Here is a 24865-nt window from a genome sequence, read left to right as displayed (position 1 = left end):
CCGGCAGGGGTCCGACGGCGTCAGTCCTTGAGCGTGATGTTCCAGTAGACCGGCGTCCCGCCGGACACGATCCCGTCGATCCGGTCGGTGCGGTAGCCCATGGGTGCGAAATACTGGCCGACCCAGACGTAGGGCATGACGTCGAAGAACCGCTGCTGGATGTCGTCGACGATCTTCTGCTTTTCCTCCTCGGTCCTCGCGTCGGCGAAGGACAGGCGCAGGCTTTCAAGCGTTTCGTCCGACGGCCAGCCGTACCAGTTCTCGCCGCCCGGCGCGGTGTTCAGCGGGACGTTGGTGATGGGGTTCAGCATGGAGTTCGCCCCCCACCACGTCGGGAAGATGTTGTAGCCATTCGGATCCTCGGCAGGGCCGGCCTTGGTGGTGCGCCGCTTGGACACGGTGCCCCAGTCGGTCGCCTGAAGATCCACATTGATCCCGACGTCGCGGAGTTGCTGGGCCAAAACGAGGATCATGGAATGCAGCGCCTGCTGGTCGGTCGGGTCCAGAACCACGACCGGTTCGTCGGCATAGCCTGCTTCTTCAAGGTATTCGGCGACCTTGGCTTTCACGTCCACATCCGTGAACTGCTCGGTTCCGACCATGGTCTCGTAAGGCGACCCGCAGACCATCGGTGTCAGGCAGACCCGGTAGTTTTCGGGAAGGCCGACCATGGCGGACAGGTATTCCTCCTGATGTGCCTGAACGACCAGGTTGATCGCCTTGCGCACCCCGGCCTTGTCGGTCGGCGTGGCGAGGCTGTTGAACCGCAGCATCCCCTGAAAGCCGATCGGCGACAGGGTCATCGTTTCGATGTTCGGATCGGCGTCGAGCAGCGGCAGAAGGTCCGGCGTGGGAGAGATCACCATATCGACCTCTCCGGCAATCAGCGCGTTGACCGCCGTGGCGCTGTCGGGGATGACGGTCCATTCGATCGTGTCCGGCCCGGCCACCTTGCCGCCCGCGAACCCGTCGGATGGTTCGCTGCGCGGCACGTATTCCGCGAACTTGTGGTAGACGACCTTGGATCCGGGGCGCCATGCCTCTTCGTCGAACATGTAGGGACCGGACCCGACGGCGGTCTTGATCTGTTCGAAGGCGTCGGTGGCGGCATCCTCCTGCCGCATGATGAAGGCGGGGCGGGCGTTGTCGCCAAGCCCGGCCTCAACATTGGAATAGGGCTTGTCGAGTGTCAGCGTGAAGGTCCTTGCATCGACGACCGCCCACTTGGCGCCATAGGCGTTCATCATCTCTCCGTCCGGGCGACGTTTGGACCAGCGTTCAACCGACGCAACGCAGTCCGCAGCCTCCACCGGGGTGCCGTCATGAAAGGTCAGGCCGTCGCGAAGCACGAAGGTGTAGCTCAGACCGTCATCGCTGACCGAATAGCTTTCCAGCATCTGCGGCTGCGCCATGCCGGAACTGTCGATGCTGAAGAGCGTGTCGTAGATGAGGAACGAATGTTCCCCCGTGATCTGCGCCGTCGTCCAGATCGGGTCGAGGATGGCGAGGTCGGAACTGGGAACGCTCTTCAGGACGGTGCCGCCTTCGGCGTGAAGAGCGCCGGCCGGCACGACGATGAAGCCAGCGGTCAGCGCCAGTGCAGCCCCGAGGACCGAGCGACGTATTGAATCGGTATTCGTCTTGGTCATGTTTGGTCTCCCTGTGCGCCCCTGCTTCCGTGGCGAAGGCGCTGTTTTATACCGGAAGTGCGCATGTCGCACTATAGGCCGATATGCGCACTTTGCACGAACTACGGGTGGATCCGTCAAGTCCCAATTCGGAATCGACCCCGACTTTGGCGTGACGCGCGGAAAAAACATGCATCGGACCGGTCCCCCATCCGGATCGGGCTCCCGTTGCGACCGGTTGGGGGTGATCCTCAAAAAGGTCAGGAATCGGCGCAGGCTGACGTCGACGGGGTGGGGTATGGAGACGCCGACCACGGAGGGCGACCGCAAATTCAGTGCCCGGACCGCGTCATCCTGCAAGTTGCCTGCGGGCGCTTTGGCGGTTACCGAGATCCTGCGCACGGGGTGTGACGGGATAATGCTGTTCAAGCTTCGTGACGCCCAAGCCGATGCCAAGGACAATGCGGGGACCCGAAATGCTGCCATTCACCTTCAACACCACGAAGTCCATTGTCTTCCGTCCGGGGGCGTCGTCCGAACTGGCGGCGGTCGCGGGCAAGCTGCTGGGTGACAAGATTCTGTTCGTCACCGATCCGGGGCTGCGCAAGCTGGGGCTTTGCGACAAGGGTCTGGCATCCCTGCAGGACGCCGGGCATGAGGTGATCGTCTTCGATCAGGTGGAGGCCGACCCCTCGCGCGGGACGCTGGAGAAAGCGGTCGCGGCGGGCGAGGGCTGCACGGGCGTCGTGGGTTTCGGCGGCGGGTCGTCGCTGGACGTGGCCAAGGTCGCAGCGCTTCTGCTGGGCTCCGGCGAGGATCTGGATGAAGCCTGGGGTGTTGGACAGGCCAAGGGACCCCGCCTGCCGCTGGTGCTGGTGCCGACCACGGCCGGGACCGGGTCCGAGGTGACGCCGGTTTCGATCATCACCGTGGGGGCGGAGGAAAAGCGCGGCGTATCCTCGCCGGTGATCCTGCCCGACATCGCAGTGCTGGACGCCGACCTGACGCTTGGCCTGCCGGCCGCCATCACCGCGGCCACCGGGGTCGATGCGATGGTGCACGCGATCGAGGCCTATGCCTCTGCCAGCGCCAACAACAACCCGCTCAGCCGGATGCTGGCGCGCGAAGCGCTGCGGCTTTTGGGCGCCAACATCCGTACCGTCGTGACCGAACCCGGCAATGTTGAGGCACGAGGCGCCATGCTTCTGGGGTCGATGCTGGCCGGTCAGGCCTTTGCCAACTCTCCGGTCGCCGCGGTGCATGCGCTGGCCTATCCGATCGGCGGCACCTTCCACGTGCCGCACGGTCTGTCCAACGCGCTAGTCCTGCCGCATGTGCTGCGCTTCAACGCGCCCGAGGCCTATGCGCTTTACGCGGAGATCGCGGCGGACGCCTTCCCCGAACTGGACAGGGTCGAGGGCGCGCAGGCCCGCTGTTCCGCCTTCATCGAGGCGCTGGCCGATCTGGCGACGGAACTGAAGATGCCCACCCGTCTTCGCGACGTCGACATCCCCGAAAGCGCATTGGAGAAGATGGCCAGCGACGCCATGCTGCAACAACGCCTGCTGGTGAACAATCCGCGCGCCGTGTCCGAACAGGATGCCCTGACGATCTACCGGGCGGCGTGGTGATGGCCGCACCCCGTCCGACCCGCGACCAGTTCGCCGCCTTCCGCCCGATCCAGACCCGCTGGATGGACAACGACATGTATGGCCACATGAACAACGTGGTGCATTACTCTCTGTTCGATACCGCCGTGAACGGCTGGCTAATCGAACAGGGGGTGCTCGACCCGATGACCAGCGACAGCTACGGACTGGTGGTGGAAACCGGCTGCAGGTACTTCGCAGAGATGCAGTTTCCCGATGTCGTGCACGCCGGGCTGCGGATCGCCAGGATCGGGTCGTCCTCGGTCCGGTTCGAGGTGGGCCTTTTCCGCAATGACGAACCCGAAGCGGCGGCCGAGGGCTTTTTCGTCCATGTCTACGTCGACCGGGCCACGCACCGCCCCGTGCCGATCGAAGGCGCCCGCCGCGCCGCCTTTGAAACACTGTGCCTGTGAGCTGAAGATTGCCGGACAAGCCCGCACCCTCCGGCTGCGCGATGTCTGCTGTCACACCGGCCACTGGTGGCGAATGACGGCGTGATGATGCCGCCATATCCTCGCCTTACTTGGCCGCCAGTGTTGCAGCAATGCGGAGGTTCCGTGCATGCCTCCCTCCCCCACTGTCCATTTCCCGATCGGACGACTAAAATAACCATCGGAAGTTGTACCAGATTTAAAGGTGTTCGCCTTGACGGAGTCAGACGAAACGTTTGAACAGCGTGTCGCAAAGACCCGGGCCCGGTTCATCGACAACCTGCCCGAACGCATCGAAACCATCCGCCAGGCCGCGCGTCAGACTGCAGACCCCGGCGCGAACGAGACGCAACAGCGCAAGGTGCATCGCCTGCTTCACGACATGGCCGGAACCGCCGCCATGCTGGAGCTTTCGGCCATAGAAAAATCGGTCCGGCGGGCTCTGGGCATCGCCGAAGAGGCCGACGTCAAGAACATCCCGTATGACGAGGAATCGCTGTTCATGATTGAAGTCGTACTTTTCGACATACTTTCAACAGCAAACGCGGATCAATCCAGCGACGGGAGCGACAACATATGACGCCGACCAAAGCCCTGTTGGCGGCCCTCGCCATGATGCCGATCACCGCGCAGGCCCAGACATCCGCGCCCCCGGCACCAGAAAGTGAGGCGACCGCTTCCGCGGCTCCGGCCGAGGTCGACGGTATCCGCCGCAGCATTACGCTGGCGGATCTGGGCTTCGGCAACGGTCTGTCGTTCCGCCAGTTGTCCGGCCAGAACACCGTCTTCGTGCCGATCCCCGACACCGCGCCGCTGCGGGGCGGCACCGTCACGCTTGATATCCGGCATGGGGCGACGGTTCCGGTCGACCGCTACATTCAGGTCGCGATCGGCGGCCGTCCGGTCGCCACCCGGGCCCTTGGCAATGCGACGGAAACGCTTCGCCTGGAGGTGGAGTTCCAGCCCTCCGATGTGTCTGGCGGATTTCTGTCGGTCGGGCTGACCTATTCCGGCGCCTTCACCGACCGGGTCTGTGTCGACGAACGCGCCTCGGGCGATTTTGTCGATATCGGCCCCGGGTCTGCGGTGACGATGGAGCTCGACCCCGCTGGCATCACCTCGCCCGCCCTGTTCGCCGGGTTCCGCCCCGCCGTGACTCGGGTGACCCTGCCGGAGGAGCCTTCGCTGGCGCGTCTGGCCGTTGCCACCCGCGCGGCGGCGCTGTTCGGCGCCGAAACGGGGCAGGTGCAGTTCGGCGCGGGTGCCGCGACCGAGGGACCGGAGTGGGCCGAAGGTGCGATGACCATCGGCATCGCGGCCTCGGGCGCACAATCCGAAATGGCGGTGGACGGCTCCTCCGGATTTCCCGCGTTGCAATTGCGCGGGTCCGATCCGCAGGTCGGCCTGTGGCAACTGGCCTCTGCATGGTCGGGGCTGGCCGGGGGCGACACCGCGATCACCTCTGCCGTCGATCCGGCCGATCCATCGCCCGATCTGCTGCCGCTCGCCGGTCTCAGCGCCGATCTCAGCCCGCGCGACGTGGTTTCGACCGAAAACGTGCTGGTGCCGTTCCAGTCCTCCGACCTGCCGCCGGGCAAGACCGTGGCCTCGGTCGATCTGGTCATGGCGGCGGCGCTGGACGCGGAGGGGCGAGGCGCGACGGCCTCTGTCTATCTGAACGAAACCCTCCTCGGGAATCGCCCGCTGCCGGACGGTGTGCCCGAACGGCTGAGCTTTGACGTCCCGCGCGGGCTGATCGGGCGCGACAACCAGCTGCGCATCGCGATCCAGCGCCAGCCCTCGGGCGGGGAATGCCGGTTCAAGCCGCAGGGATACCCGGCGCAGATCCTGCCGGGAAGTGCCCTGCGCCTGACCGATGCGGACGGGCGAAACAGCCATTTCTTCACGCTTCGTCAGGATTTCGGCGCGGGTGTGCAGGTGGTTCTGGACCCCGCCCTCGACATGAGTTTTGACGAGGCGCTGCCGTGGATCACGGGCGTTGCGGGCAGCATGATCCCCGACCGCGCGACGATCCTGCCCCGCGCCGAATTGACCGCCATTGAACCGGGCCTGCCTTTCCTCGTCATTTCCGCCACCGCGCCGGGGGAAGACGAACCGGCCATCACCTTCGATCAGGGGCGGGTCGAGATCAGAAATACCAACGGCGAGGTCATGTTCGCGGGCGAGTCGCTGGAGCGTCTTGGCGTGGCCCAGATCGTCACCCGCGCCGGGCAGGAGGGGCTCTGGCTGCGTCCCGGCACCGGCCCCGCACCGGCGCCGAGCGTCGACACACCGCTGATCCTGAACCGGGGCGACCTGGCGCTGATCGGTGAGGAGGGCTTGATCGTCGCGACCTCGGCCCGGACCAATCCGGTGCTCGAGGTGAGCTATCCCGACCGCACGACGCTTGCCCAGATCCTCGCCAAGTATCGCCCGTGGATCGTCGGCGGGGCCTGGGTTCTGCTGACCCTCATCGTGCTGATCGTGTTCCAGCGCATCTATCGCAGCCGACGCGGCACACAGGGGTCGTAAGTCGCGATGGCACTGGACGCCGAAAGCGAGGCCATCGGGACACTGCTTCTCGAACGCGGCGCCCTTACGGTCGATCAGCTTGTCGCGGCCGAGGATCTGGCAGAGGGCTGGAACGTCTCGCTCGTCCAGGTGCTGCTGTCCCGGCGCTGGCTGACCACGCAGGAGCTTTACGCCCAGATTGCCACCTACCACGACCTGCCGCTGGTCGATCTGACCTCTGAGCCGGCGAACGACGATCTGGTGCGGTGCTTCGATCCGGCCGTGATGAACCGCTTTGCCACGATCCCCCTGAAAGAGGAGGGCGGCATCGTCACCGTGGCGACCTCACGGCCCGGCCCGCAGTCGCTGCTGCACATCCGCGACACCTACGGCCCGCGGTCGCGCATTGTCGTCGCCACGCATCTTCAGATCTCCGCCGCGTTGCAACAGGCGTTCCGCGACCGGCATTCCCATGACGCGGTCTTTGCGCTCGCTGAACAGGATCCGGACATGTCCGCGCAGCAGGTCGTCACGCCGCCGCAGGTGCTGCTGATCTACGCCGTGCTCAGCCTGTTTCTTCTGGGTCTTGCCTTTGCGCCGGTGGCGACGCTGATCGTGCTCAACGTCTGTCTGACGGTCTTCTACACCGGCAATTTCCTGTTCAAGGGGCTGCTCGTGTGGATCGGCGGCGCGGCGCAGGAGACATCCTCCCGCGCCATCGCGGCAGAGGCGCAGCTGCTCAGGGACGAAGACCTGCCCGCCTATACCGTTCTGGTGCCGATGTTCCGCGAGCCGGAGGTTCTGCCGATCCTCGCTCAGGCCCTGCGCAACCTGAACTATCCGTTGGCCAAGCTGGACATCAAGATCGTGCTGGAGGAAGGCGACCACGACACGATCGAGGCGGCAGAAAAGCTCGACCTCGAAGGCGTTTTCGAGATCGTGCGTGTCCCGCCCTCGCATCCACAAACGAAGCCCAAGGCCTGCAATTACGCGCTGCGGTATGCGCATGGCGATTTGCTTGTCATCTACGATGCCGAGGACAAACCGGAGCCGGACCAGCTGCGCAAGGTCGTCGCGGCCTTCAACCAGTCCTCCCCCGACACCGCCTGCATCCAGTGCCGCCTGAACTATTACAACGCGCGGGAAAACTGGCTGACACGGATGTTCACGCTGGATTATTCGCTCTGGTTCGACCTGATGCTGCCGGGGCTGGAACGCATGGGCGTGCCGATCCCGCTTGGCGGCACCTCGAACCATTTCCGCATCGACGTTCTGCGCGATCTGAACGCCTGGGATCCCTTCAACGTGACCGAAGATGCCGACCTTGGCATCCGGCTGACGCAGAAGGGCTACCGCGTCGGGGTGATCGACAGCACGACCTACGAAGAGGCGAATGTCTCCATCCCGAACTGGATCCGGCAGCGGTCGCGCTGGATCAAGGGGTATATGCAGACCTTCCTCGTCCATTCGCGCCGTCCGGTGCATCTGTGGCGGTCGGTCGGATCCGCCGGGGTCTTCGGTTTTGTCTTCTTCATCGGCGGGACGATCCTGTCGGGCCTGCTCAACCCGATCTTCTGGGCGATTTTCGGGGTGTGGATGGTGGTGGGTGCCGATGCCATCGAACCCTATTTCCCGCTGCCCGTCCTGTACCTGTCACTGATCAACCTGCTGGCGGGCAACGGGCTGCTGATCTACCTGACCATGGTCGCGCCCTTCCGGAGGCGATGGACCGACCTTGCCCCCTGGGGGATCACCGTCGTCGGATACTGGGTGCTGATGACCGTGGCCGCCTACAAGGCGCTGTGGCAGCTGATCTCTAACCCGTTCTACTGGGAAAAGACGCAGCACGGGCTGTCGAAACATACCGCGGCGGAGCTGGCGGATGCGCAGATGGACGGGCCCGGGATGGCCGACCCGGACATCGCCCCGGCGCAGGCAGGGGGGGCTGGCGCATGACCCGCACCGCCACATGGCTCGCCGCCGGGCTGCCGGTGTTCCTTGCCCTCCTGCTCTGCCTTGGCTGGACCGAGGCGCAGGGCTTCACCTCGGACGATGTGACAGAGCTTTGGGCGAAGGCCATCGTGCAGATCGACGGGCCGGGGACCTTCACCGCCTCCGACGCCTTCTATCCGCCGGTGCCCTATGCGCTGACGCTGGCGCTTCAATCCTGGCCGGGCGATCACCTTGTCCCCGTGCCGTTCATCCTGGCCGCCGTGGCCGGCGCGCTGATCCTGCTGCTGTGGTTCGCCAACCTGCACCGTGTCGCGGGGATGAGCGTCGCGGGAAGCCTGCTGGCGGTGGCGCTTCTGGGGCTGAACCCGTTCTTCCTGCGCGCGCTGGCGGACGGGCCGGAAACCATTCTGACGATCCTCGGGACATGGCTGTTTGCCCGCGGCATCGTTCACCTGCGGCTGACCGGCAATGCGCCCGACATGATGAAGGTCGCGGTCGGGCTGATGATCGTGGCGCTTTCGGACAGCTACGGGCTGCTGATCAGCCTTGGCGCCCTGCCATTCCTGATCGTGGCGGCCCGGCCCAGCATGATCACCGCCTCGGCCAGCGGCTATCTTTTCGCCATGTTCTATCCGGTCGCGGCGGCCATCGGGTCGCTGTATTTCGTCAGCCTGATCTTCAACAGCTCTCTCGTGCCGCAACTGCTGGAAACGCCGAACCCGGTCGGCACCGCGGAGCATCTGCTGATCCTCTCGGGTCTCGGCCCTATCGTGATCGTTGCCGCGCTGCGCAACATCCGGACCCCGCGCCTGTTCATGCCGGTTATGGCCGCGGCGGGCACGATCGGGGGGGCCTATCTGCTGAACCTCGGGCTGAATGTCGAAGGCGACCCGCTGATCGCCATGGCCCCCATGCTTGGCGTGGCGGTGACGGCCCTCCGCTTCTGGCCCTCGGGACGCCTGCGTGAACCGGTCATCGTGGCGCTGTTGGCCTTCGCGCTGGCGCAATCGGTGCTGATCATGCGCTTGACCAGCGTGCCCGAAACGCGGGACTGGGCGCGCGCCATCTCGGGCCAGGGCACGCAGGCCGACCAGCCAACGCAGCAGGCCGCCGCGTTCCTGACCGGCAGGAGCGGCATCATGCTGGACGTCGAACGCAATCCGGACATGGTCACGACGCTGCACAACGTCCGGGGCCTCCTCATCGCGGGGCAGCCGGCCTATGACTGGGCGCTGGAGGGTGGCCTGCCGCAGGCCCGCTATATCCTCGTGCCGCGCATGGCCGAGGGAGAGACCGTGACCGACAGGGTGCTGCGCCGGTTTCCGGCCCTCGCCCAGAACCGGCTTTCGGGTTACAGTGAAATCTACGAGAACAGCCGCTGGCGCGTTTTCGAAAAGACGGAGTTCTGAGGGGTATTCCGATGGCACACCGCATCATTTCCGTGGACGATTCCGACATCGCGCAGGAATACATCCGCGCCGCGCTTTCCGACATCGGATACGAGGACGTCGTCAGTTTCGTCAGTCCGACCGAAGCGCTGGAGGCCCTGACCACCGGAAAGGCCAGCGGGGACCTGATCCTGCTGGACGTGATGATGCCCGATATCGACGGAGTCGAGCTTTGCGCGCGGATCCGGAGCCTCTCGGGCTGGGCCGACACGCCGATCATCATGCTGACCAGCCGCACGGACATGGACACGCTGCACCATGCATTTCTCGCCGGGGCCAACGATTACGTCACCAAGCCCTTCAACCGGATCGAGCTTCAGGCCCGGATGCGAAGCTGTCTTAGGCTGAAGACGGAACTGGACCGCCGCCGCGCGACCTCGCATCGCCGGGACCGTGGGGCTTCGACCGCCCCCGCAGAAATGGCCGAGGTTCTGGGAAACAAGGCCGGGTATCAGGCCGCCCTGCTGGCCATCCCGCCCGCCGCACAGGATCGCGTCGGGCAGACCGTCTTCCGGATCCACGGCCTGCCCGAGGCCGCGGACCTTCCCGCCGCGGACGTTGCCGACATCTGCCGCAGCATCGGCGGGCTACTGGGTGCGGTGCCCCTGCCCGCGCGGGATATCTTCTGCCACTGGGAAGGCGATCTGTTCTGCCTTGCCACGCCCGATGCGACCGAAGCCGGGATGCGGGCCACCGCCCGCAGCTTTGTCGAGGCCGTCGCCGGGGCGAGCCTGACCGTGCGCGACAGCTGGGCGAAGCAGCCGCTGACCCTGTCGGCGGCCCTGGTCCTGCCGGCCGGCCTCTCTCCGGCGGCGGCGCTGGTGCAGGGGATCAAGGCCGCCGAAGCCTCGGGCGACGCAAGCGAGGGTGGCATTCAGATCGTGCCCGTCACCACCTGACGATGGCGCGTCCCGACCTCTTTCCCCAGGCCGAGTATGTCTCGGACACGCGGTCGCGTCTGGCCTTCCGCCTGCTCATGATCGCGGTGACCCTCGTCTTCCTGACCGGGCTGGTTCTGCTGTCCTACGCCGACTACCGGCGCACCGCTGCCCGGGCGCAGCAGCAGCTCGGGCATTTTACCGAACTTTTCGAACAGTCGCTGACCGCCTCTCTGGCAGTCGCCAATCTGAAGATGTGGGCGGTGATCGATGACATCTCGCTCCTGCCGCTGCGCTACGCCGACAACATCGACGCCTATTACGGTCGTCGCCTGCGCCGTGCCGTGGACGAGATCGAACAGATCGACAGCCTGCTTCTGATGAACAACGACGGCACGGTCCTCTGGTCGACCACGGAACAACTGGTCGGCGTCGATCTCTCGGACCGTTCCTATTTCCAGAAGGCCGCGATTCTGGGGCGCGACGCATTCACCGTGGGCATGCCGCTGACCTCGCGGGCGACGGGCCGGCGGCTGACGCCAATCGCCTGGCCTGTCATCAGCCAGGGGGGTGAAACCCGCGGCGTGATCGCCTCATCCCTCGGAGAGGCGTATTTCGCGGAACTCCTGTCGCTTCGGGGGATCGGTGACGGCACCATCGTGGAGATCGTGACCTCGGACGGTGAGACGGCGTTTTCCTCTGTGCAGGGCGATCTGCCGGACCAGGAAGGGCTGATGACCGCCAGCCGCCCCCTGCCCGTGTCCGACCTTCGGATCGACGTCAGCCAGACTCGCGCCGCCGTCATGCGCAGCTACTGGGAACGCACCGCGGCCTTCGGAACCATCGCGCTGATCCTGTATTTCACCGTGCTGATGTCCGCTATCCGCGCCCGTGCGAAATCCGTCCTGCTGGCCGAAGGGCTGAAACGGTCCGAACACGACCGCATGCAGATCAAGGCCGCGCAACGGGAGTTCGACGCGATCTTCGAGAACGTGGGCGACGGTATCGTGGTATTCGACGATTCAGGCACGCTGCACCGGTCCAATCTGGCTGCGCGCCGGTTCCTTGACGCGTCTGAGGATCAAACCGCGGTCCGCCGGCTGCGCGACCGCATCCCGCCGCTCAGCGACATTCCGAATGACACCGCCTCCTTCCGCCTGCACCTGCCCGGCAGCAAGGGCGACGCTGGTCCGCAGGCGATACAGTGCCGGGTCACGAAACTGAACCTCTACGGCGCGGTGATCGCGTATTGCGTGCTCGAGGACACCTCCGCGCAGGAACGTCTGGCGGAAACGCGGCTGTCCTTCGTCACATCGGTCAACCACGAACTGCGCACGCCGCTCACCTCGCTTTCCGGCGCGCTGGACCTGCTGAAAGGGCGTTTCAGCGACGCGTTGCCGCCAGAGGCCCTGAAGCTGATCTCCATGGCCTCGCGCAATACCGAACGGCTGCTGGTGCTGGTCAATGACATCCTGACCCTTCAGGCCATCGACCAGCAGCAGCTTTCCATCGCGCGCGAACCCGTGAACCTCGGGCAGGCGCTGGCCGAAGCCGCCGCCACAAACGCGGGCTACGGTGTTTCGCGCAACGTCGGCATCGCGGTCGATCCGTTGCCCCAAGGGGACGACCCGGTCCTGATGCTGGATCCGGTGCGGCTGCAGCAGATCCTCGCCAACCTCATCTCCAACGCGGTCAAGTACTCCCCGTCAGGCGGGACGGTCCGTCTGGGGCTGGAAACCGCCGGTGACAGCGTTTCGCTCTACGTGGCGGACACCGGGCCGGGCATTCCCTTCGCCGCGCGCGAACGCCTGTTCGACCGCTTCACCACACCGATCCACCCGCGCGAGGTGCAGGCCAGCGGTACGGGGCTTGGCCTCGCCATCACGCGGGAACTTGTCCAGCGACACGGCGGCGAGATCACCGTCACATCGCGGGCGCAGGCCGACGGCGTCCGCGACAGCGGCACCACGTTCCACGTCCGATTCAACCGCACTGACACACAGGAAGGACATGCCTGATGAAGGTTCTGTTCGTCGATGACGAAACCGACATCCGGGAACTGATCGAACTCGCGATCATGACCGAACCGGATATCGAACCGACCTTCGCCGGGTCCGGGCTCGAAGCGCTGGCGCTGCTGGAGAGCCAGGTCTTCGACATCATGCTGCTGGATGTGATGATGCCGCCTCCGGACGGGCTGGATGTCCTGCGCGCGGCGCGGGCCAATGCCGACCAGAGCGGCGCCACCATCGTGATGTGCACCGCCCGCACCTCCGCCGAGTCGGAAGAGGAGTTCCGGGCGCTCGGCGCCGATCACGTCCTGCACAAACCGTTCAAACCCCTGAAACTGGCGGATTACCTGCGCGGCCTCGGCTAGGCCCCGCGCACCCTGCCACAGACGAGATGCCCCATGACCCCTGCCCGCCGGCCCCGGATTTCATCACGCCTTCGTTCCACGGGACTGTCGGGCGGTCTGGCCGCACTGACCGCGATCGCGGCCGCGCCCGAAGCGCAGGCGAACGCCTGGATGCGGGAGACCGGGCGATCCTTCCTGTCGTTTTCGGTCCAGTCGACGGTGAACGGTCCGGATTTCGGCAACTATGCCTCCCTGTTCTATGAATACGGCCTGTCCGAGAAGCTGACGCTTGGCCTCGACGCCGGACGCAACATCGCCACGGGCGACACGACCGGGATCGTCTTCCTCCGGACTCCGCTGCCCTTGGACACCGGAAAGAGCGTCTTTGCCCTTGAGCTTGGGCTGGGCGCGGTCGACGCGGGCGGCAGCCTCACCGCCACCCTGCGACCCGGCCTGTCCTGGGGCCGCCCGTATGATGCGCCCTGGGGCAACGGCTGGCTCGGCGTGGATGCGACCTATGCGCGCTATGCCTCGGGCGGAGGTCTGGGCAAGATCGACGCCACATTCGGGATCAACCATCCCAATGGCAATCTGACGATCGCGCAGATCCAGTTTTCCGCCCCGTCCGGTGGTGGCAACACCCTGGCCCTCGCGCCGTCCCACGTCATCAAGCTGAGCGAACGGAGTTTTCTGGAGCTCGGCGCCGTGCATGAGTTTCGCAACGGCACCACCGCCCTGAAGGCGGGACTCTGGACGGTTTTCTGACCGAGCGGGTGCGCGCGTGCCGGGGGTGCGGAGAGGTGAACCGAACGACTTCTGTCAGAGTTGACCAATCGACGGCCTGAAAATACCGCTCCGGATCGGACGTCCCGTGAAACATCTTGAAGCCCTGACTTCCGGGCTAACTGTTTGGATATGAACGACCTGTCTCGCCCTACCATGCCGCATGACCGATCCGCCCCGCCCCGCGTCGACTGGTCCGCGAGTGCAGCCTATCTGGACTTCGACGGAACGCTGGTCGATCTGGCGCCGCGCCCTGAAGACGTACGCCTCGGCACACGTGAGCGGACACTTCTGCAGGCGCTGACCGAGCGATGCTCAGGGGGTGTTGCGATCCTGTCGGGGCGCGATCTGGAGAACCTGCGCCCGCATCTCGACGGCCTGCCCGTGATCCTGAGCGGCAGTCACGGGGCGCAGATCGACATCAATGGCGACCCGACGCTGGTGCCCGGCGCCGGGGTCGGCATCGAAGCCGCGTTCAATGTCCTGAAGCCCTTTGCCGACGCCAATGGTCTGCTGATCGAAAGGAAAGCCGCGGCGATCGCGGTCCATTATCGCGCGCAGCCCGCGATGGCGGACGAGGTCACGGCCAGGATCGACAGCCTTGCCGCCGGCCACCCCGGGCTGAAGCCCGTGCACGGCAAAATGGTGAGCGAACTGGCATCAAAGGAGTACAGCAAGGGGACCGCTTTGATACAGCTGAGCAACCATCCCCGGTTCGCGCGCCGCACCCCTGTCGCGATTGGCGACGACACGACGGACGAAGACATGTTCAGGGCGGCCCGGTCGGTCGGCGGGATCGGCATCAAGATCGGTGCCGGTCAGACCACCGCCAACTACAGGTTCGACACCCGCGCCGACATGACCCGCTGGCTGGCGGAAACGCTGGAGGATTGCTGATGGATCTCGGACTTGTCGGCAACTGCTCCGTCGCGGGGCTGATCGATCCGCACGGCAGCCTGAACTGGTTCTGCCTGCCCCGCTTCGACGGCGATCCGGTGTTTCATGCCCTGCTCGGGTCGGGGCCAGACCATCCGGACGACGGGGCCTTCAAGATCGAGATGGAGGAGCTGCACGAGGCGTCGCAGAGCTACCTGCCCAATACCGCCATCCTGCGGACAGTCCTGAGGGGCAGCGGAGGCGCGGTGGAGATCACGGACTTCTGCCCGCGGTTCGAAGCCTTCGGCCGGCGGTTTCGCCCGCGCATGTTCGTCCGGCAGATCCGACCGCTCGAGGGCTGGCCCCGCATCCGCATCAAGGTGCGGCCCCGCTTCGAATACGGTGCGCGCAAGCCCTTCGTCACCACCGGATCGAACCACCTGCGTTTCGTCGGAGAAAACGAGGTGCTGCGCCTGACCTCCGACGCCCCGCTGGACCATGTGCAGAGTGAACAGCTGATCCATCTGGACCGGCCCTACACTTTCATCCTCGGACCGGACGAAACGCTTTCGGACGCCCCCGGCGCGACCGGGGACAGGTTCTTTGCCGAAACCCGCGCGTACTGGGAGGGATGGTCGCAACGGCTTGCGGTCCCCTTTGAATGGCAGGACGCCGTGATCCGGGCGGCCATCGCGCTGAAGCTCTGCAACTACGAACAGACGGGCGCCATCGTTGCCGCAATGACGACCTCCCTGCCCGAAGCGCCACACAGCGGCCGGAACTGGGATTACCGGTTCTGCTGGGTCCGTGACGCTTTCTTCACCGTCCGCGCCCTGAATTCCCTCGCCGCGACCCGGACGCTCGAGAACTACTTCCACTGGCTGATGAACGTCGTCTCCGACGCCAAGGGTGGACATATCCAGCCGGTGCTTGGCATCGGTCTGGAAAGGCGGCTGACCGAATGGCAGGCAGACCACCTGTCGGGCTTCATGGGCATGGGACCGGTCCGTGTCGGCAACCAGGCACATGAGCATTTCCAGCACGACACCTACGGCAATGTCATCCTCGGTGCCGCCCCGGCCTTCTTCGACAGACGACTGCGCATGAATATCGGTCCGCATGCGTTCGAGATGCTGGAGCCGCTCGGCGAACAGGCCTGGGCGCTGCACACCGAACCCGACGCGGGGATCTGGGAACTGCGCACCCGGTCGCGCATCCATACCTCATCCTCGCTGATGTGCTGGGCGGCCTGCGACCGGCTTGCCAAGATCGCAGGCTGTCTGGCGATCCCCGACCGGGCGCGGTTCTGGCGCGACCGCGCGGATACCATCAAGGCCAGGATCCTCAGCGAGGCGTGGTCCGACAAACGGCAGGCCTTTGTCGAAAGCTTCGGCGGGGAAACGCTGGATGCGAGCGTGTTGCTTATGGGAGAGGTCAATTTCCTGCCCGCCTCGGACGACCGGTTCAAGCTGACCGTCGACGCCCTGTCCCGATCGCTTGGGCGCGGTGCGTTCATGCTGCGCTACGAAGAGGCCGATGATTTCGGCGTGCCCGAGGTCGGGTTCAATGTCTGCGCCTTCTGGCGGGTCGACGCGCTCGCCCGGATCGGACGGAAAGACGAGGCGCGGGAGCTGTTCGGCGAATTGCTGAACGCGCGCAACGGCTTGGGCCTGATGTCAGAGGACACGGCCTTTGACACCGGCATCGGATGGGGCAATTTTCCGCAGACCTATTCGATGGTCGGCATCATCAACGGGGCGATGCGGCTGTCCCGGTCATGGGAGGCGGAACTTTAGAAAAGGTGCCCGCAGCATGGAACGATCGTACCTCAACATTGTTGTCCTGATGTTAGTTTCGATCGCGCACTGAAGGGGGTCACAGGGCAATGCCGGGCAGGCTCATCGTCGTATCCAACCGGATACCAACCGAGGGAGCCTCAGCTGGCGGACTGGCGGTCGCCCTTCACGACAGTCTCAGGGAACGGGGCGGCATCTGGATCGGCGCCCATCCCGACGACGGACCCGAAGAGGGGTTGTTCGAGATTGGCAGCGAGCCCTACCAGAGGCTCGCGTTCCGGCTGAGCCGCGCGGAATACGACAGCTACTATCTCGGCTTTTCCAACTCGGTTCTCTGGCCGCTCTGCCACCGGCGCAGCGATCTCGTTCAGCTGAGGCCGGACTATGCGGAGGGCTATGTCGCGACCAATCGCCGGCTGGCGGAAATGATCGCGACCGTTGCGGAGCCGGAGGACCAGATATGGGTCCACGACTACCACCTTCTTCCCCTCGCGAGTGACCTGCGGGACCTGGGGCTGGACAACAAGATCGGCCTGTTCCTTCACATCCCCTTCCCCGCGCTGGCCGACCTATCCATCCTGCCCGATCCGCCGGCATTTGCATTGTGGCTGGCCAGCTTCGACCTGCTCGGCCTGCAGACCCGCGCCGATACCGCGCGCTGCCTTGAAATGTTCCGTTCCGACCCGCGGGCGGAGTTCTTTCAGGACGGATCGGTCAAGTTCGGGGACCGTCTGGTACGGGTGAAATCCTTCCCGATCGGCATTGCGGTCGACGCCTTCCGGTCGCTTGCCGAGACGTCGGACAGCGATCCGTTCGGCGGAGAGCGTCCGCAGGAATACATCATCGGCGTCGACCGGCTGGATTACACCAAGGGCCTGCCGCACCGGTTCCGTGCATTCGGCGAATACCTGCAGCGCTATGCCGGTACGCGACGCCCCTGTCTGGTGCAGGTCGCCCCGCCTTCGCGGGAGGTGGTCGAAGCCTACCGCCAGATCACAGAGGAGCTCGAGGAACTTTCGGGGCGTATCAATGGCCAGCATGCGGAGCTTGATTGGACCCCGATCCGGTACATCCATCGACCGATTGCCCGGAACCGGCTGGCAGGGGTCTATCGCGGTGCGCGGGCCTGCATGGTGACCTCGCTTGCCGACGGCATGAACCTCGTCGCGAAGGAATTCGTCGTGGCGCAGGACCCGGACGACCCCGGGGTTCTGATCCTTTCGCGCTTTGCCGGTGCGGCAGAGGACATGACCGATGCCCTGCTCATCAATCCCTACGATGTCGGCGATATCGCCCAGGCAATCGACCGGGCGCTGAACATGCCGCTGCACGAACGCCGCGAACGCCATCGCGCCTGCATGGCGGCGGTCGAAGCGACGGATGTCGGGACCTGGACGACGCAATACCTCGCCGCGCTGGATGCCTGCGCGGGAACGCTGTCGGTCCCCACACTCCTGGACCGTTTGCAGAAGAGGCAGGATCGCAGCGCTTCGGCGAAGGACCCCGAAGTCTCTTTCATCAGCCGGTGAGCGGAAAGGCGCGGCGGGTCGCCCGCTGTCCCAAAAAACAGGCGAGACGCGACAGGAACAGGGGCCGCGCTCAGTCGTTGCCCTTCTGACCCCGGAAAGGATTGCCCATGAAAACCACTCTGACAGTCAATGGCCGGCCGCACACGCTCGACCTCGACCCGCGCGTGACGCTGCTTGATGCCCTGCGCGATCATCTTCACCTGACGGGAAGCAAGAAAGGCTGCGACCACGGTCAATGCGGTGCCTGCACCGTTCTGGTGGACGGTCGGCGGATCAACGCCTGCCTCAGCCTCGCGGTGGCGCATGACGGGGATGACATCACCACGGTCGAGGGGCTTTCCGAGGATGGGAAATCCCCCCTCCAGACCGCGTTCGTCCGAAATGACGGGATGCAGTGCGGATATTGCACGCCCGGCCAGCTCTGTTCCGCCACCGCGGTCCTGCGGGAGGTCGAGGCAGGCTGGCCCAGCCATGTCAGCGAGACGCTGGAGGGGCCGGCAACCCTGACCCGCGACGAACTGGCGGAGCGGATGAGCGGCAATATCTGCCGCTGCTCCTGCTATCCCGGGATCAACGCCGCCATTCTCGAAATTGCCGAAGAGAGCACCGACTATGCGGAGGCTGCGGAATGAGACCGTTCGATTACCAGCGGGCCGAAGACACGGCGGCGGCACGGACCGCCAGCCGCGCCGGGGCGACGATCCTGGCCGGGGGCACCAACCTGCTCGACCTCATGAAGCTGGAGGTCATGGCACCGGAGCGTGTCGTGGACATCTCCCGTCTCGGGCTGAACAGGATCACTGAAAAAGACGGAGGCCTGCACATCGGCGCAACCGTCACGAACTCCGACCTTGCGGCGGACATGCGTATCCGCAGGGACTATCCGGTCCTGTCCCGCGCGCTGCTGGCCGGCGCATCGGGACAGCTGCGCAACAAGGCGACCACCGGCGGCAATCTGCTGCAACGCACGAGGTGCCCGTATTTCTACGATACGGGTACCGCCTGCAACAAGCGCACCCCAGGCGAGGGCTGCGCGGCAATCGGGGGTGAACTGCGCAATCATGCGATCCTCGGCACATCCGAGCACTGTGTCGCCCTGCACCCCTCGGACATGGCGGTGGCGATGCGGGCGCTTGATGCGATGGTCGAGGTCGAAGGCGAAGACGGAACCCGGCGCGAGGTGGCGCTGGACGATTTCTACCGGCTGCCTGGCGACCGCCCCGATATCGAGACGACGCTGGCCCCCGGCGATCTCATCACCGGGGTCACACTTCCCGCCCCCCTGGAGGGACGCCAGCAGTACCGCAAGGTGCGCGACCGGGCTTCCTATGCCTTCGCGCTTGTCTCCATCGCCGCGATCGTGCGCATGGAGGATGGGCGCATCGCCGATGCCACCCTCGCATTCGGCGGGATCGGGACCCGTCCCTGGCGGGATCCCGAGATGGAGACGCTGCTGAAGGGCGAACGACCCTCCGCCGCGCTTTTCGCCAAGGCCGCCGATGTGCTGATGCGCCATGCCGCGGTGCACCCCGGACTGGAATTCAAACTGACCCTCGTGACGCGCCTGCTATCGGCCACGCTAGAGGAGATGACCGAATGACCCTCGACCTGAAGATCGACAATCCCGACCCCAGCCACCGCCCCGACGACCTTGCGCAGGGGGTTCTGGGCACAGAGACGGACCGCCCCGATGGCTGGGCGAAGGTGGCCGGTTCCGCGACCTACGCGGCCGAAGAGACCGTCGGCGACCTGCTGCACGGAGTCCTCGTGCGCGCGCCCGGTATCGGCGCGGTGACCTGCCCGAACCTGTCTGACGTGCGTGCCATGCCCGGTGTCCGGGCTGTCTTGCGTGACGACCGGCTTATCCGGAACGCCGCGCAGGGTATGGCGGACGAAGCCCCGGTACAGGGGGCTGATGCCGCCGACTATGTGGGCCAGCCAATCGCCCTTGTTGTCGCCGAGAGCTTTGAACAGGCGCGGCACGCCGCGCAGGTCCTCGACGTGGTCATCCAAACTAAAGACGCGCCGACCGACCCGTCGGCTGTCGACCCCGAAGTCCCGGACGACAAGCAGAGTGCAATGGGCGATCTGGATGCGGCAATGGCGGAGGCGGCCGTCACGGTCGATGCAATTTACACGACCCCCTCTATGAGTTCCGCCGCGATGGAACCGCACGCCGCCACGGCGCAGTGGGATGGCGATACGCTGACCCTGCGCGGGTCGCTGCAGATGCTGAAGTTCAACCGCAACGAACTGGCGGACAGTATCGGCCTGCCGCCCGAGAAGGTGCGGATCATGGCGCCGTTCGTCGGTGGTGGCTTCGGCTCCAAACTGGGGATTTCGGCAGACTGTGTTGCCGCGGCGCTGGCGGCGATGGAGCTTGGCCAGCCGGTCCGAGTGGTCCAGCACCGGCGCAATGTGTTCGAAGTGAACACGCGCCGGTCCGAAACCCGCCAGCACATCCGCCTTGCCGCGGATGCCGACGGGCGTCTCACCGGTCTCGGTCACGACGCGCTTGTCTCCAACCTGCCGGAGGAACGCTTTTCCGAACCCGTCGTTCAGGGCAGCCATTTCGCTTATGCCGCCGCCAACCGGAAACTGGGGGTGCAGATCGCGCGTATTCATCGTCCCGCGTCGGGGTCCGTCCGGGCGCCGGGGGAATCCGTCGGCGTGACGGCTTTTGAACTGGCGATGGATGAACTGGCCGACAAGGCCGGTATCGACCCCGTGGAGCTGCGGCTGCGCAACATCCCGGAAAAGGACCCCGAGAGCGGCAAGCCCTTCTCCTCGCATCGGTTGAAAGAGGCCCTGACACAGGGCGCGGAGGCCTTTGGATGGTCCGCCCGCACTGCCGCACCGCGTCAGCGAAAAGAGGGCGAATGGTGGATCGGCACAGGCATGGCCGCCGCCTTCCGCGTCAACATGGTGATCGAGGCCGAGGCCCGCATCAGCCTGAGGCAGGACGGCGCGGTGGTCCGGTCGGACATGACCGACATCGGCACCGGCAGCTATGCCATCTTCGGACAGATCGCGGGTGAATTGCTGGGCCTGTCGCCGGACAGGGTGAGCGTCGAACTGGGCGACACGGACTACCCGCCGGGTTCCGGTTCTGGCGGGTCGTTCGGCGCGGCTTCGACCGGCACGGCGGTCTGGCTCGCGGGGATGGAAATCCGCAGGCAGCTTGCCGAACGGCTCGGTTGTGACGAGACGGAGCTAACTCTGAAGGACGGGCTGGCGATCTTTTCCAACCGTCGGGTGCCGCTCGAAGAGCTTCTGTGCGATGGTCCGATCGACGGCCATGGCCATGTCCAACCCGGCGACGCCTCGGAAAAGGTGCGCCAGGCGACGTTCGGCGCGCATTTCGCCGAGGTGGCGGTGAACGGCGTGACCGGCGAGGTGCGGGTGCGCCGGATGCTCGGCAGTTTCGCGGCTGGACGAATCCTCAACCCCCGAACTGCGCGTTCGCAGTGCCATGGCGGCATGATTTGGGGCATTGGGATGGCGCTGACCGAAGAGCTGACCCATGACCGGCGCGACGGGCATGCGGTGAACCGCGACCTCGCGGGCTACCACCTGCCGGTGAACGCGGATGTGCCGCCCCTTGACGTGCTGTTCGTCGAGGAACGCGATGACTGGGCCGGTCCGATGCAGGCCAAGGGCATTGGCGAACTTGGCATCTGCGGAGCGGGCGCAGCCATCCTGAACGCCGTCTACAACGCGTCCGGGGCCCGGGTGCGGGACCTGCCCGCGACGCCGGACCGAGTGATCGCCACACTGCCCGACTGAAAGGAAGGCCGGACGACATGCCCCGGACAGCCAGCCAGAGCCATGCCCTGAGCGACGTGCTCGACGCGCTTCAGAATTCCCTGAACCGACAGAAGGTGACGATCGGCGATATCGTCGATCATCTCGGGCGGGCATCCTTCGCGTCGATCATGCTCATCTTCTCACTGATCTCCACATCTCCGGCAAGCGCGATCCCGGGCGTCACCGCAGCCGTTGCCATGCTCGTCCTGTTGCTGATCGTGCAGATGATGGCGGGTCGTGACTCCGTCTGGCTGCCCGGTTTCATCACCCGCAAGCCACTGGATGCGAAAAAGGTCGAAGGTGGCGTCCGGTGGATACGGGGGCCGGTGGAGTGGGTAGAAAAACTGCTGAAGCCGAGACTGACGTTCCTGTTCCACCGACCGTGGCTGTGGCTGCCGATGATCCTGATCGCAGGGCTGACGCTGTTCATGCCGTTCATGGAGGTGGTGCCGATGTCGGGTTCTCTCGCCTCGGCGGTCATCGCACTGTTCGCGGCGAGCCTTCTGACGCGGGATGGCGTGCTCGCCTGCGTTTCGCTGTGTCTGCTGCTGGTGGTACCGGTCGCGATATACGTCATCGAATTCGGATAATTCGGCGGCGACGCGCGTTGCCAGACCCGTTTTTCAGGAACGATCCCGTTACCCGTCCGTTGAAGACTCAAGGAGCTCCGACGCTCTTTCGCACCTCACCACGCTGACAGGAGGTCACATGTCCGACACCACCGCACCCCCGAACCACGCAACCACGCATTCCACGATCTGGGGCGTAAAGATCCTGGGCTGGGTGAATGTCCTGCTCGGGGCAGTCATCTTCATCGGAGGCGTCTGGCTCATCGCCCTTGGCGGCAGCTGGTATTACGGTCTGGCAGGACTGGGTCTGCTGGTGACCGGTATCCTCCTGAACCGCTACATGATCGAGGCCATCTGGGCCTATCTGATCGTCTGGCTCGGCACCCTCGCCTGGGCGTGGTGGGAAGTCGGCGCCGACTGGTGGGCCCAGGTGCCCCGTCTCGTGGCGCCGACGCTGATCCTCGTTCTCGTGCTGCTCTGCATTCCCGCCCTGCGCCGCCATCCGTCCAAGATCTGATCCCGAGAGGCTGCCATGACACGTATTTCCCCCTTCGCCGCTGCCTTGCTTATGGCCGGAACCTTCCCCCTGCACGCCCAGCAAACCGGAACCGACACGCCGCAGAATCCGCCCGCAGAGGCCCCGCAGTCCGACGCAGTTTCCGAGAGCGCGGCCCAGGCTGAAACTGACTCCGCGCCGCCGTCCGAAGACGTGGCCCAGATCGTGCGCGAGGTCGGCAGCGACTGGCCCTACTGGGGCGGCGATGCCGATGCCACACGCTATTCGCCGCTGGACCAGATCACCCGTGACAACGTCGCCCGGCTTGAACAGGTTTTCACTTTCCACACCGGCGACCTTCCCGAAGGCACGGCCGAGGGCAAGTATTCGCCCGAGGTCACGCCGCTCAAGATCGGGGACGACCTGCTGATGTGTTCGGCCATGAACATCCTGATCTCTGTCGACGCCGCGACCGGAGAAGAGAACTGGCGGTTCAACCCCGGCGTGCCGAACGAGGCAATCCCATATGGCGCCACCTGTCGCGGTGTGTCGGTCTACACCAACCCGCAGGCAGCCGAGGGCGACGCCTGTGCGACCCGCGTGATCCAGGGAACGCTGGACGCGAAGCTGGTGGCCGTGGATCTGGAGACCGGCGCGCCCTGCGAGGACTTCGGTGAGAACGGAACGGTCGATCTCTGGCAGGATGTCGGCGAACGGGTGCCGGGCTGGTACGCCGTGACTGCACCGCCGGCCATCGTGCGCGGTATCGTGGTGACCGGCGCGCAGGTTAAGGACGGGCAGGCCGAGGATGCCCCATCGGGCGTGGTGCGCGGCTACGACGCGCTGACCGGCGAACTCGCTTGGGCCTGGGATCTCGCCGCACCGGAGCAGAACCGCAATGGTCCGCCCGAGGGCGAGGTCTATACCCGCGGCACACCCAACATGTGGACGACCGCCACGGCGGATGAGGAGCTCGGCTACGTCTACCTGCCCATGGGCAATTCATCCGTCGACTACTACGGATCCAACCGGAGCGAGGCCGAAAACGAATACGCCACCTCTCTCGTCGCGCTCGATGCGACAACGGGTGAGGAGGTCTGGCATTTCCAGACGGTCCGTCGCGACGTATGGGACTATGATCTCGGGTCGCAGGCCACGCTTCTCGACTATCAGGGCACGCCGGCGATCCTGCTGCCCTCGAAACAGGGGGACATCTATATCCTCGACCGGGCAACCGGCGAACCGCTGACGCCTGTCGGCGAGCTGAGCGATCTGCCGAAGGGCGAGATCGAGCCGGACTTTGTCTCTGACACGCAGCCTGTCAGCGAATGGCATACGCTGCGCAAGGACGACCTGACCGAAAAGGACATGTGGGGCTTTACCCCGATCGACCAGTTGTGGTGTCGGATCCAGTTCCATCGCGCCAATTACGACGGCTTCTACACGCCCCCGTCGTCCGACAAGCCGTGGATTCAGTACCCGGGCTACAACGGTGGTTCCGACTGGGGCTCTGTCGCGGTGGATACCGAGAGGGGCATCCTGATCGCCAACTACAACGACGTTCCCAACTACAACCGGCTGGTGCCGCGCGACGAGGTGACGTCGCAGCCGATCCACAAGAAGGGCGCGGGCGAGGACTCCGGCAGCAACGCGGAAGGTGCCGCGGACCCGCAGGAAGGCGCGCCCTACGGGATCAGCGTCAACGCGGGCTGGCGCAATGACGTGACCGGCGTGCCCTGCACCCGCCCGCCCTATGGTGGCATCCGGGCCATCGACCTCGCCACGGGCGAAACCCTCTGGGACCGTCCGATCGGGACCGCGCGGCGCAACGGACCGTTCGGCATTCCCTCCTTCCTGCCCTTCGACATCGGTACGCCCAATAACGGCGGTTCGGTGGTGACGGCGGGGGGACTGGTGTTCATAGCAGCCGCCACCGACAACCTGTTCCGCGCCATCGACATCGAGACGGGAGAGACGCTCTGGTCGACCGTCCTGCCGGCGGGTGGTCAGGCGAACCCGATCACCTACGAGGTCGACGGGCGGCAATATGTGATGGTCTCGGCCATGGGGCACCATTTCATGGAAACGCCCGTCGGGGACGAGGTCATCGCATGGGCCCTGCCGGAAGACTGAACAGGGATTGCTGCATCGGGCG

Annotated in this window: 20 protein-coding genes; 19 read left to right on the top strand and 1 reads right to left on the bottom strand. The window is 65.4% G+C overall.

Annotated elements, in window-relative coordinates:
• Positions 1-20 precede the first annotated feature (20 nt).
• Positions 21-1649: an ABC transporter substrate-binding protein gene (locus tag IEV87_RS18860; protein WP_188479362.1), complete on the bottom strand. Its 1629-nt coding sequence runs from the start codon at positions 1647-1649 to the stop codon at positions 21-23.
• A gap of 455 nt (positions 1650-2104) precedes the next feature.
• Between IEV87_RS18860 and IEV87_RS18855 the strand changes: the two genes are divergently transcribed.
• From IEV87_RS18855 to IEV87_RS18765, 19 genes are all read left to right on the top strand, one after another.
• Entirely contained in the window at positions 2105-3259 is a 1155-nt protein-coding gene (locus IEV87_RS18855) for an iron-containing alcohol dehydrogenase (RefSeq protein WP_188479361.1), read from the top strand.
• Entirely contained in the window at positions 3259-3690 is a 432-nt protein-coding gene (locus tag IEV87_RS18850; protein WP_188479360.1) for an acyl-CoA thioesterase, read from the top strand. The genes IEV87_RS18855 and IEV87_RS18850 overlap by 1 nt, the downstream gene beginning before the upstream one ends.
• A 223-nt stretch (positions 3691-3913) precedes the next feature.
• Positions 3914-4288: an Hpt domain-containing protein gene (locus IEV87_RS18845; RefSeq protein WP_188479359.1), complete on the top strand. Its 375-nt coding sequence runs from the start codon at positions 3914-3916 to the stop codon at positions 4286-4288.
• Positions 4285-6240, top strand: a complete 1956-nt coding sequence (locus IEV87_RS18840; RefSeq protein WP_188479358.1) for a cellulose biosynthesis cyclic di-GMP-binding regulatory protein BcsB — start codon at positions 4285-4287, stop codon at positions 6238-6240. Before IEV87_RS18845 ends, IEV87_RS18840 begins: the two co-directional genes overlap by 4 nt.
• A 6-nt stretch (positions 6241-6246) precedes the next feature.
• Positions 6247-8175 (top strand): glycosyltransferase family 2 protein, encoded by a 1929-nt coding sequence (locus IEV87_RS18835; RefSeq protein WP_188479357.1) that lies wholly within the window; start codon positions 6247-6249, stop codon positions 8173-8175.
• Positions 8172-9581 carry a hypothetical protein gene (locus IEV87_RS18830; RefSeq protein ID WP_188479356.1) on the top strand — a complete coding sequence of 470 codons (1410 nt, stop codon included), beginning with the start codon at positions 8172-8174 and terminating at the stop codon, positions 9579-9581. The genes IEV87_RS18835 and IEV87_RS18830 overlap by 4 nt, the downstream gene beginning before the upstream one ends.
• Positions 9582-9592: 11 nt before the next feature.
• Positions 9593-10519: a response regulator gene (locus IEV87_RS18825; protein ID WP_188479355.1), complete on the top strand. Its 927-nt coding sequence runs from the start codon at positions 9593-9595 to the stop codon at positions 10517-10519.
• Positions 10520-10521: 2 nt separating this feature from the next.
• Positions 10522-12516, top strand: coding sequence for an ATP-binding protein (locus IEV87_RS18820; RefSeq protein WP_188479354.1), 1995 nt, complete (start codon positions 10522-10524; stop codon positions 12514-12516).
• Entirely contained in the window at positions 12516-12875 is a 360-nt protein-coding gene (locus IEV87_RS18815; RefSeq protein WP_188479353.1) for a response regulator, read from the top strand. The genes IEV87_RS18820 and IEV87_RS18815 overlap by 1 nt, the downstream gene beginning before the upstream one ends.
• A 33-nt stretch (positions 12876-12908) precedes the next feature.
• Positions 12909-13619: a hypothetical protein gene (locus tag IEV87_RS18810; protein WP_229737699.1), complete on the top strand. Its 711-nt coding sequence runs from the start codon at positions 12909-12911 to the stop codon at positions 13617-13619.
• Between the two features lie 174 nt (positions 13620-13793).
• Positions 13794-14534 carry a trehalose-phosphatase gene (otsB, locus tag IEV87_RS18805; protein WP_188479352.1) on the top strand — a complete coding sequence of 247 codons (741 nt, stop codon included), beginning with the start codon at positions 13794-13796 and terminating at the stop codon, positions 14532-14534.
• A complete protein-coding gene (locus IEV87_RS18800; RefSeq protein ID WP_188479351.1) occupies positions 14534-16309 on the top strand; it encodes a glycoside hydrolase family 15 protein in 1776 nt (591 codons plus the stop codon). The genes otsB and IEV87_RS18800 overlap by 1 nt, the downstream gene beginning before the upstream one ends.
• Before the next feature lie 89 nt (positions 16310-16398).
• Positions 16399-17838 carry an alpha,alpha-trehalose-phosphate synthase (UDP-forming) gene (locus IEV87_RS18795; RefSeq protein ID WP_188479350.1) on the top strand — a complete coding sequence of 480 codons (1440 nt, stop codon included), beginning with the start codon at positions 16399-16401 and terminating at the stop codon, positions 17836-17838.
• 107 nt (positions 17839-17945) lie between these two features.
• Positions 17946-18470 carry a 2Fe-2S iron-sulfur cluster-binding protein gene (locus IEV87_RS18790; protein WP_188479349.1) on the top strand — a complete coding sequence of 175 codons (525 nt, stop codon included), beginning with the start codon at positions 17946-17948 and terminating at the stop codon, positions 18468-18470.
• A complete protein-coding gene (locus tag IEV87_RS18785) occupies positions 18467-19438 on the top strand; it encodes an FAD binding domain-containing protein (protein ID WP_188479348.1) in 972 nt (323 codons plus the stop codon). The genes IEV87_RS18790 and IEV87_RS18785 overlap by 4 nt, the downstream gene beginning before the upstream one ends.
• A complete protein-coding gene (locus IEV87_RS18780) occupies positions 19435-21624 on the top strand; it encodes a xanthine dehydrogenase family protein molybdopterin-binding subunit (protein ID WP_188479347.1) in 2190 nt (729 codons plus the stop codon). The genes IEV87_RS18785 and IEV87_RS18780 overlap by 4 nt, the downstream gene beginning before the upstream one ends.
• A gap of 17 nt (positions 21625-21641) precedes the next feature.
• Complete coding sequence (locus IEV87_RS18775) at positions 21642-22235, top strand: exopolysaccharide biosynthesis protein (protein ID WP_188479346.1); 594 nt, start codon at positions 21642-21644, stop codon at positions 22233-22235.
• A gap of 118 nt (positions 22236-22353) precedes the next feature.
• On the top strand, positions 22354-22731 hold the full coding sequence (locus IEV87_RS18770) for a glucose dehydrogenase (protein ID WP_188479345.1): 378 nt from the start codon (positions 22354-22356) through the stop codon (positions 22729-22731).
• Between the two features lie 15 nt (positions 22732-22746).
• Positions 22747-24843 carry a pyrroloquinoline quinone-dependent dehydrogenase gene (locus tag IEV87_RS18765; protein WP_188479344.1) on the top strand — a complete coding sequence of 699 codons (2097 nt, stop codon included), beginning with the start codon at positions 22747-22749 and terminating at the stop codon, positions 24841-24843.
• Positions 24844-24865: the final 22 nt, after the last annotated feature.

Source organism: Primorskyibacter flagellatus (genome assembly GCF_014638275.1).
Lineage (GTDB): Bacteria > Pseudomonadota > Alphaproteobacteria > Rhodobacterales > Rhodobacteraceae > Pseudooceanicola > Pseudooceanicola flagellatus_A.
This window is presented reverse-complemented; position numbering and strand designations above follow the sequence as displayed.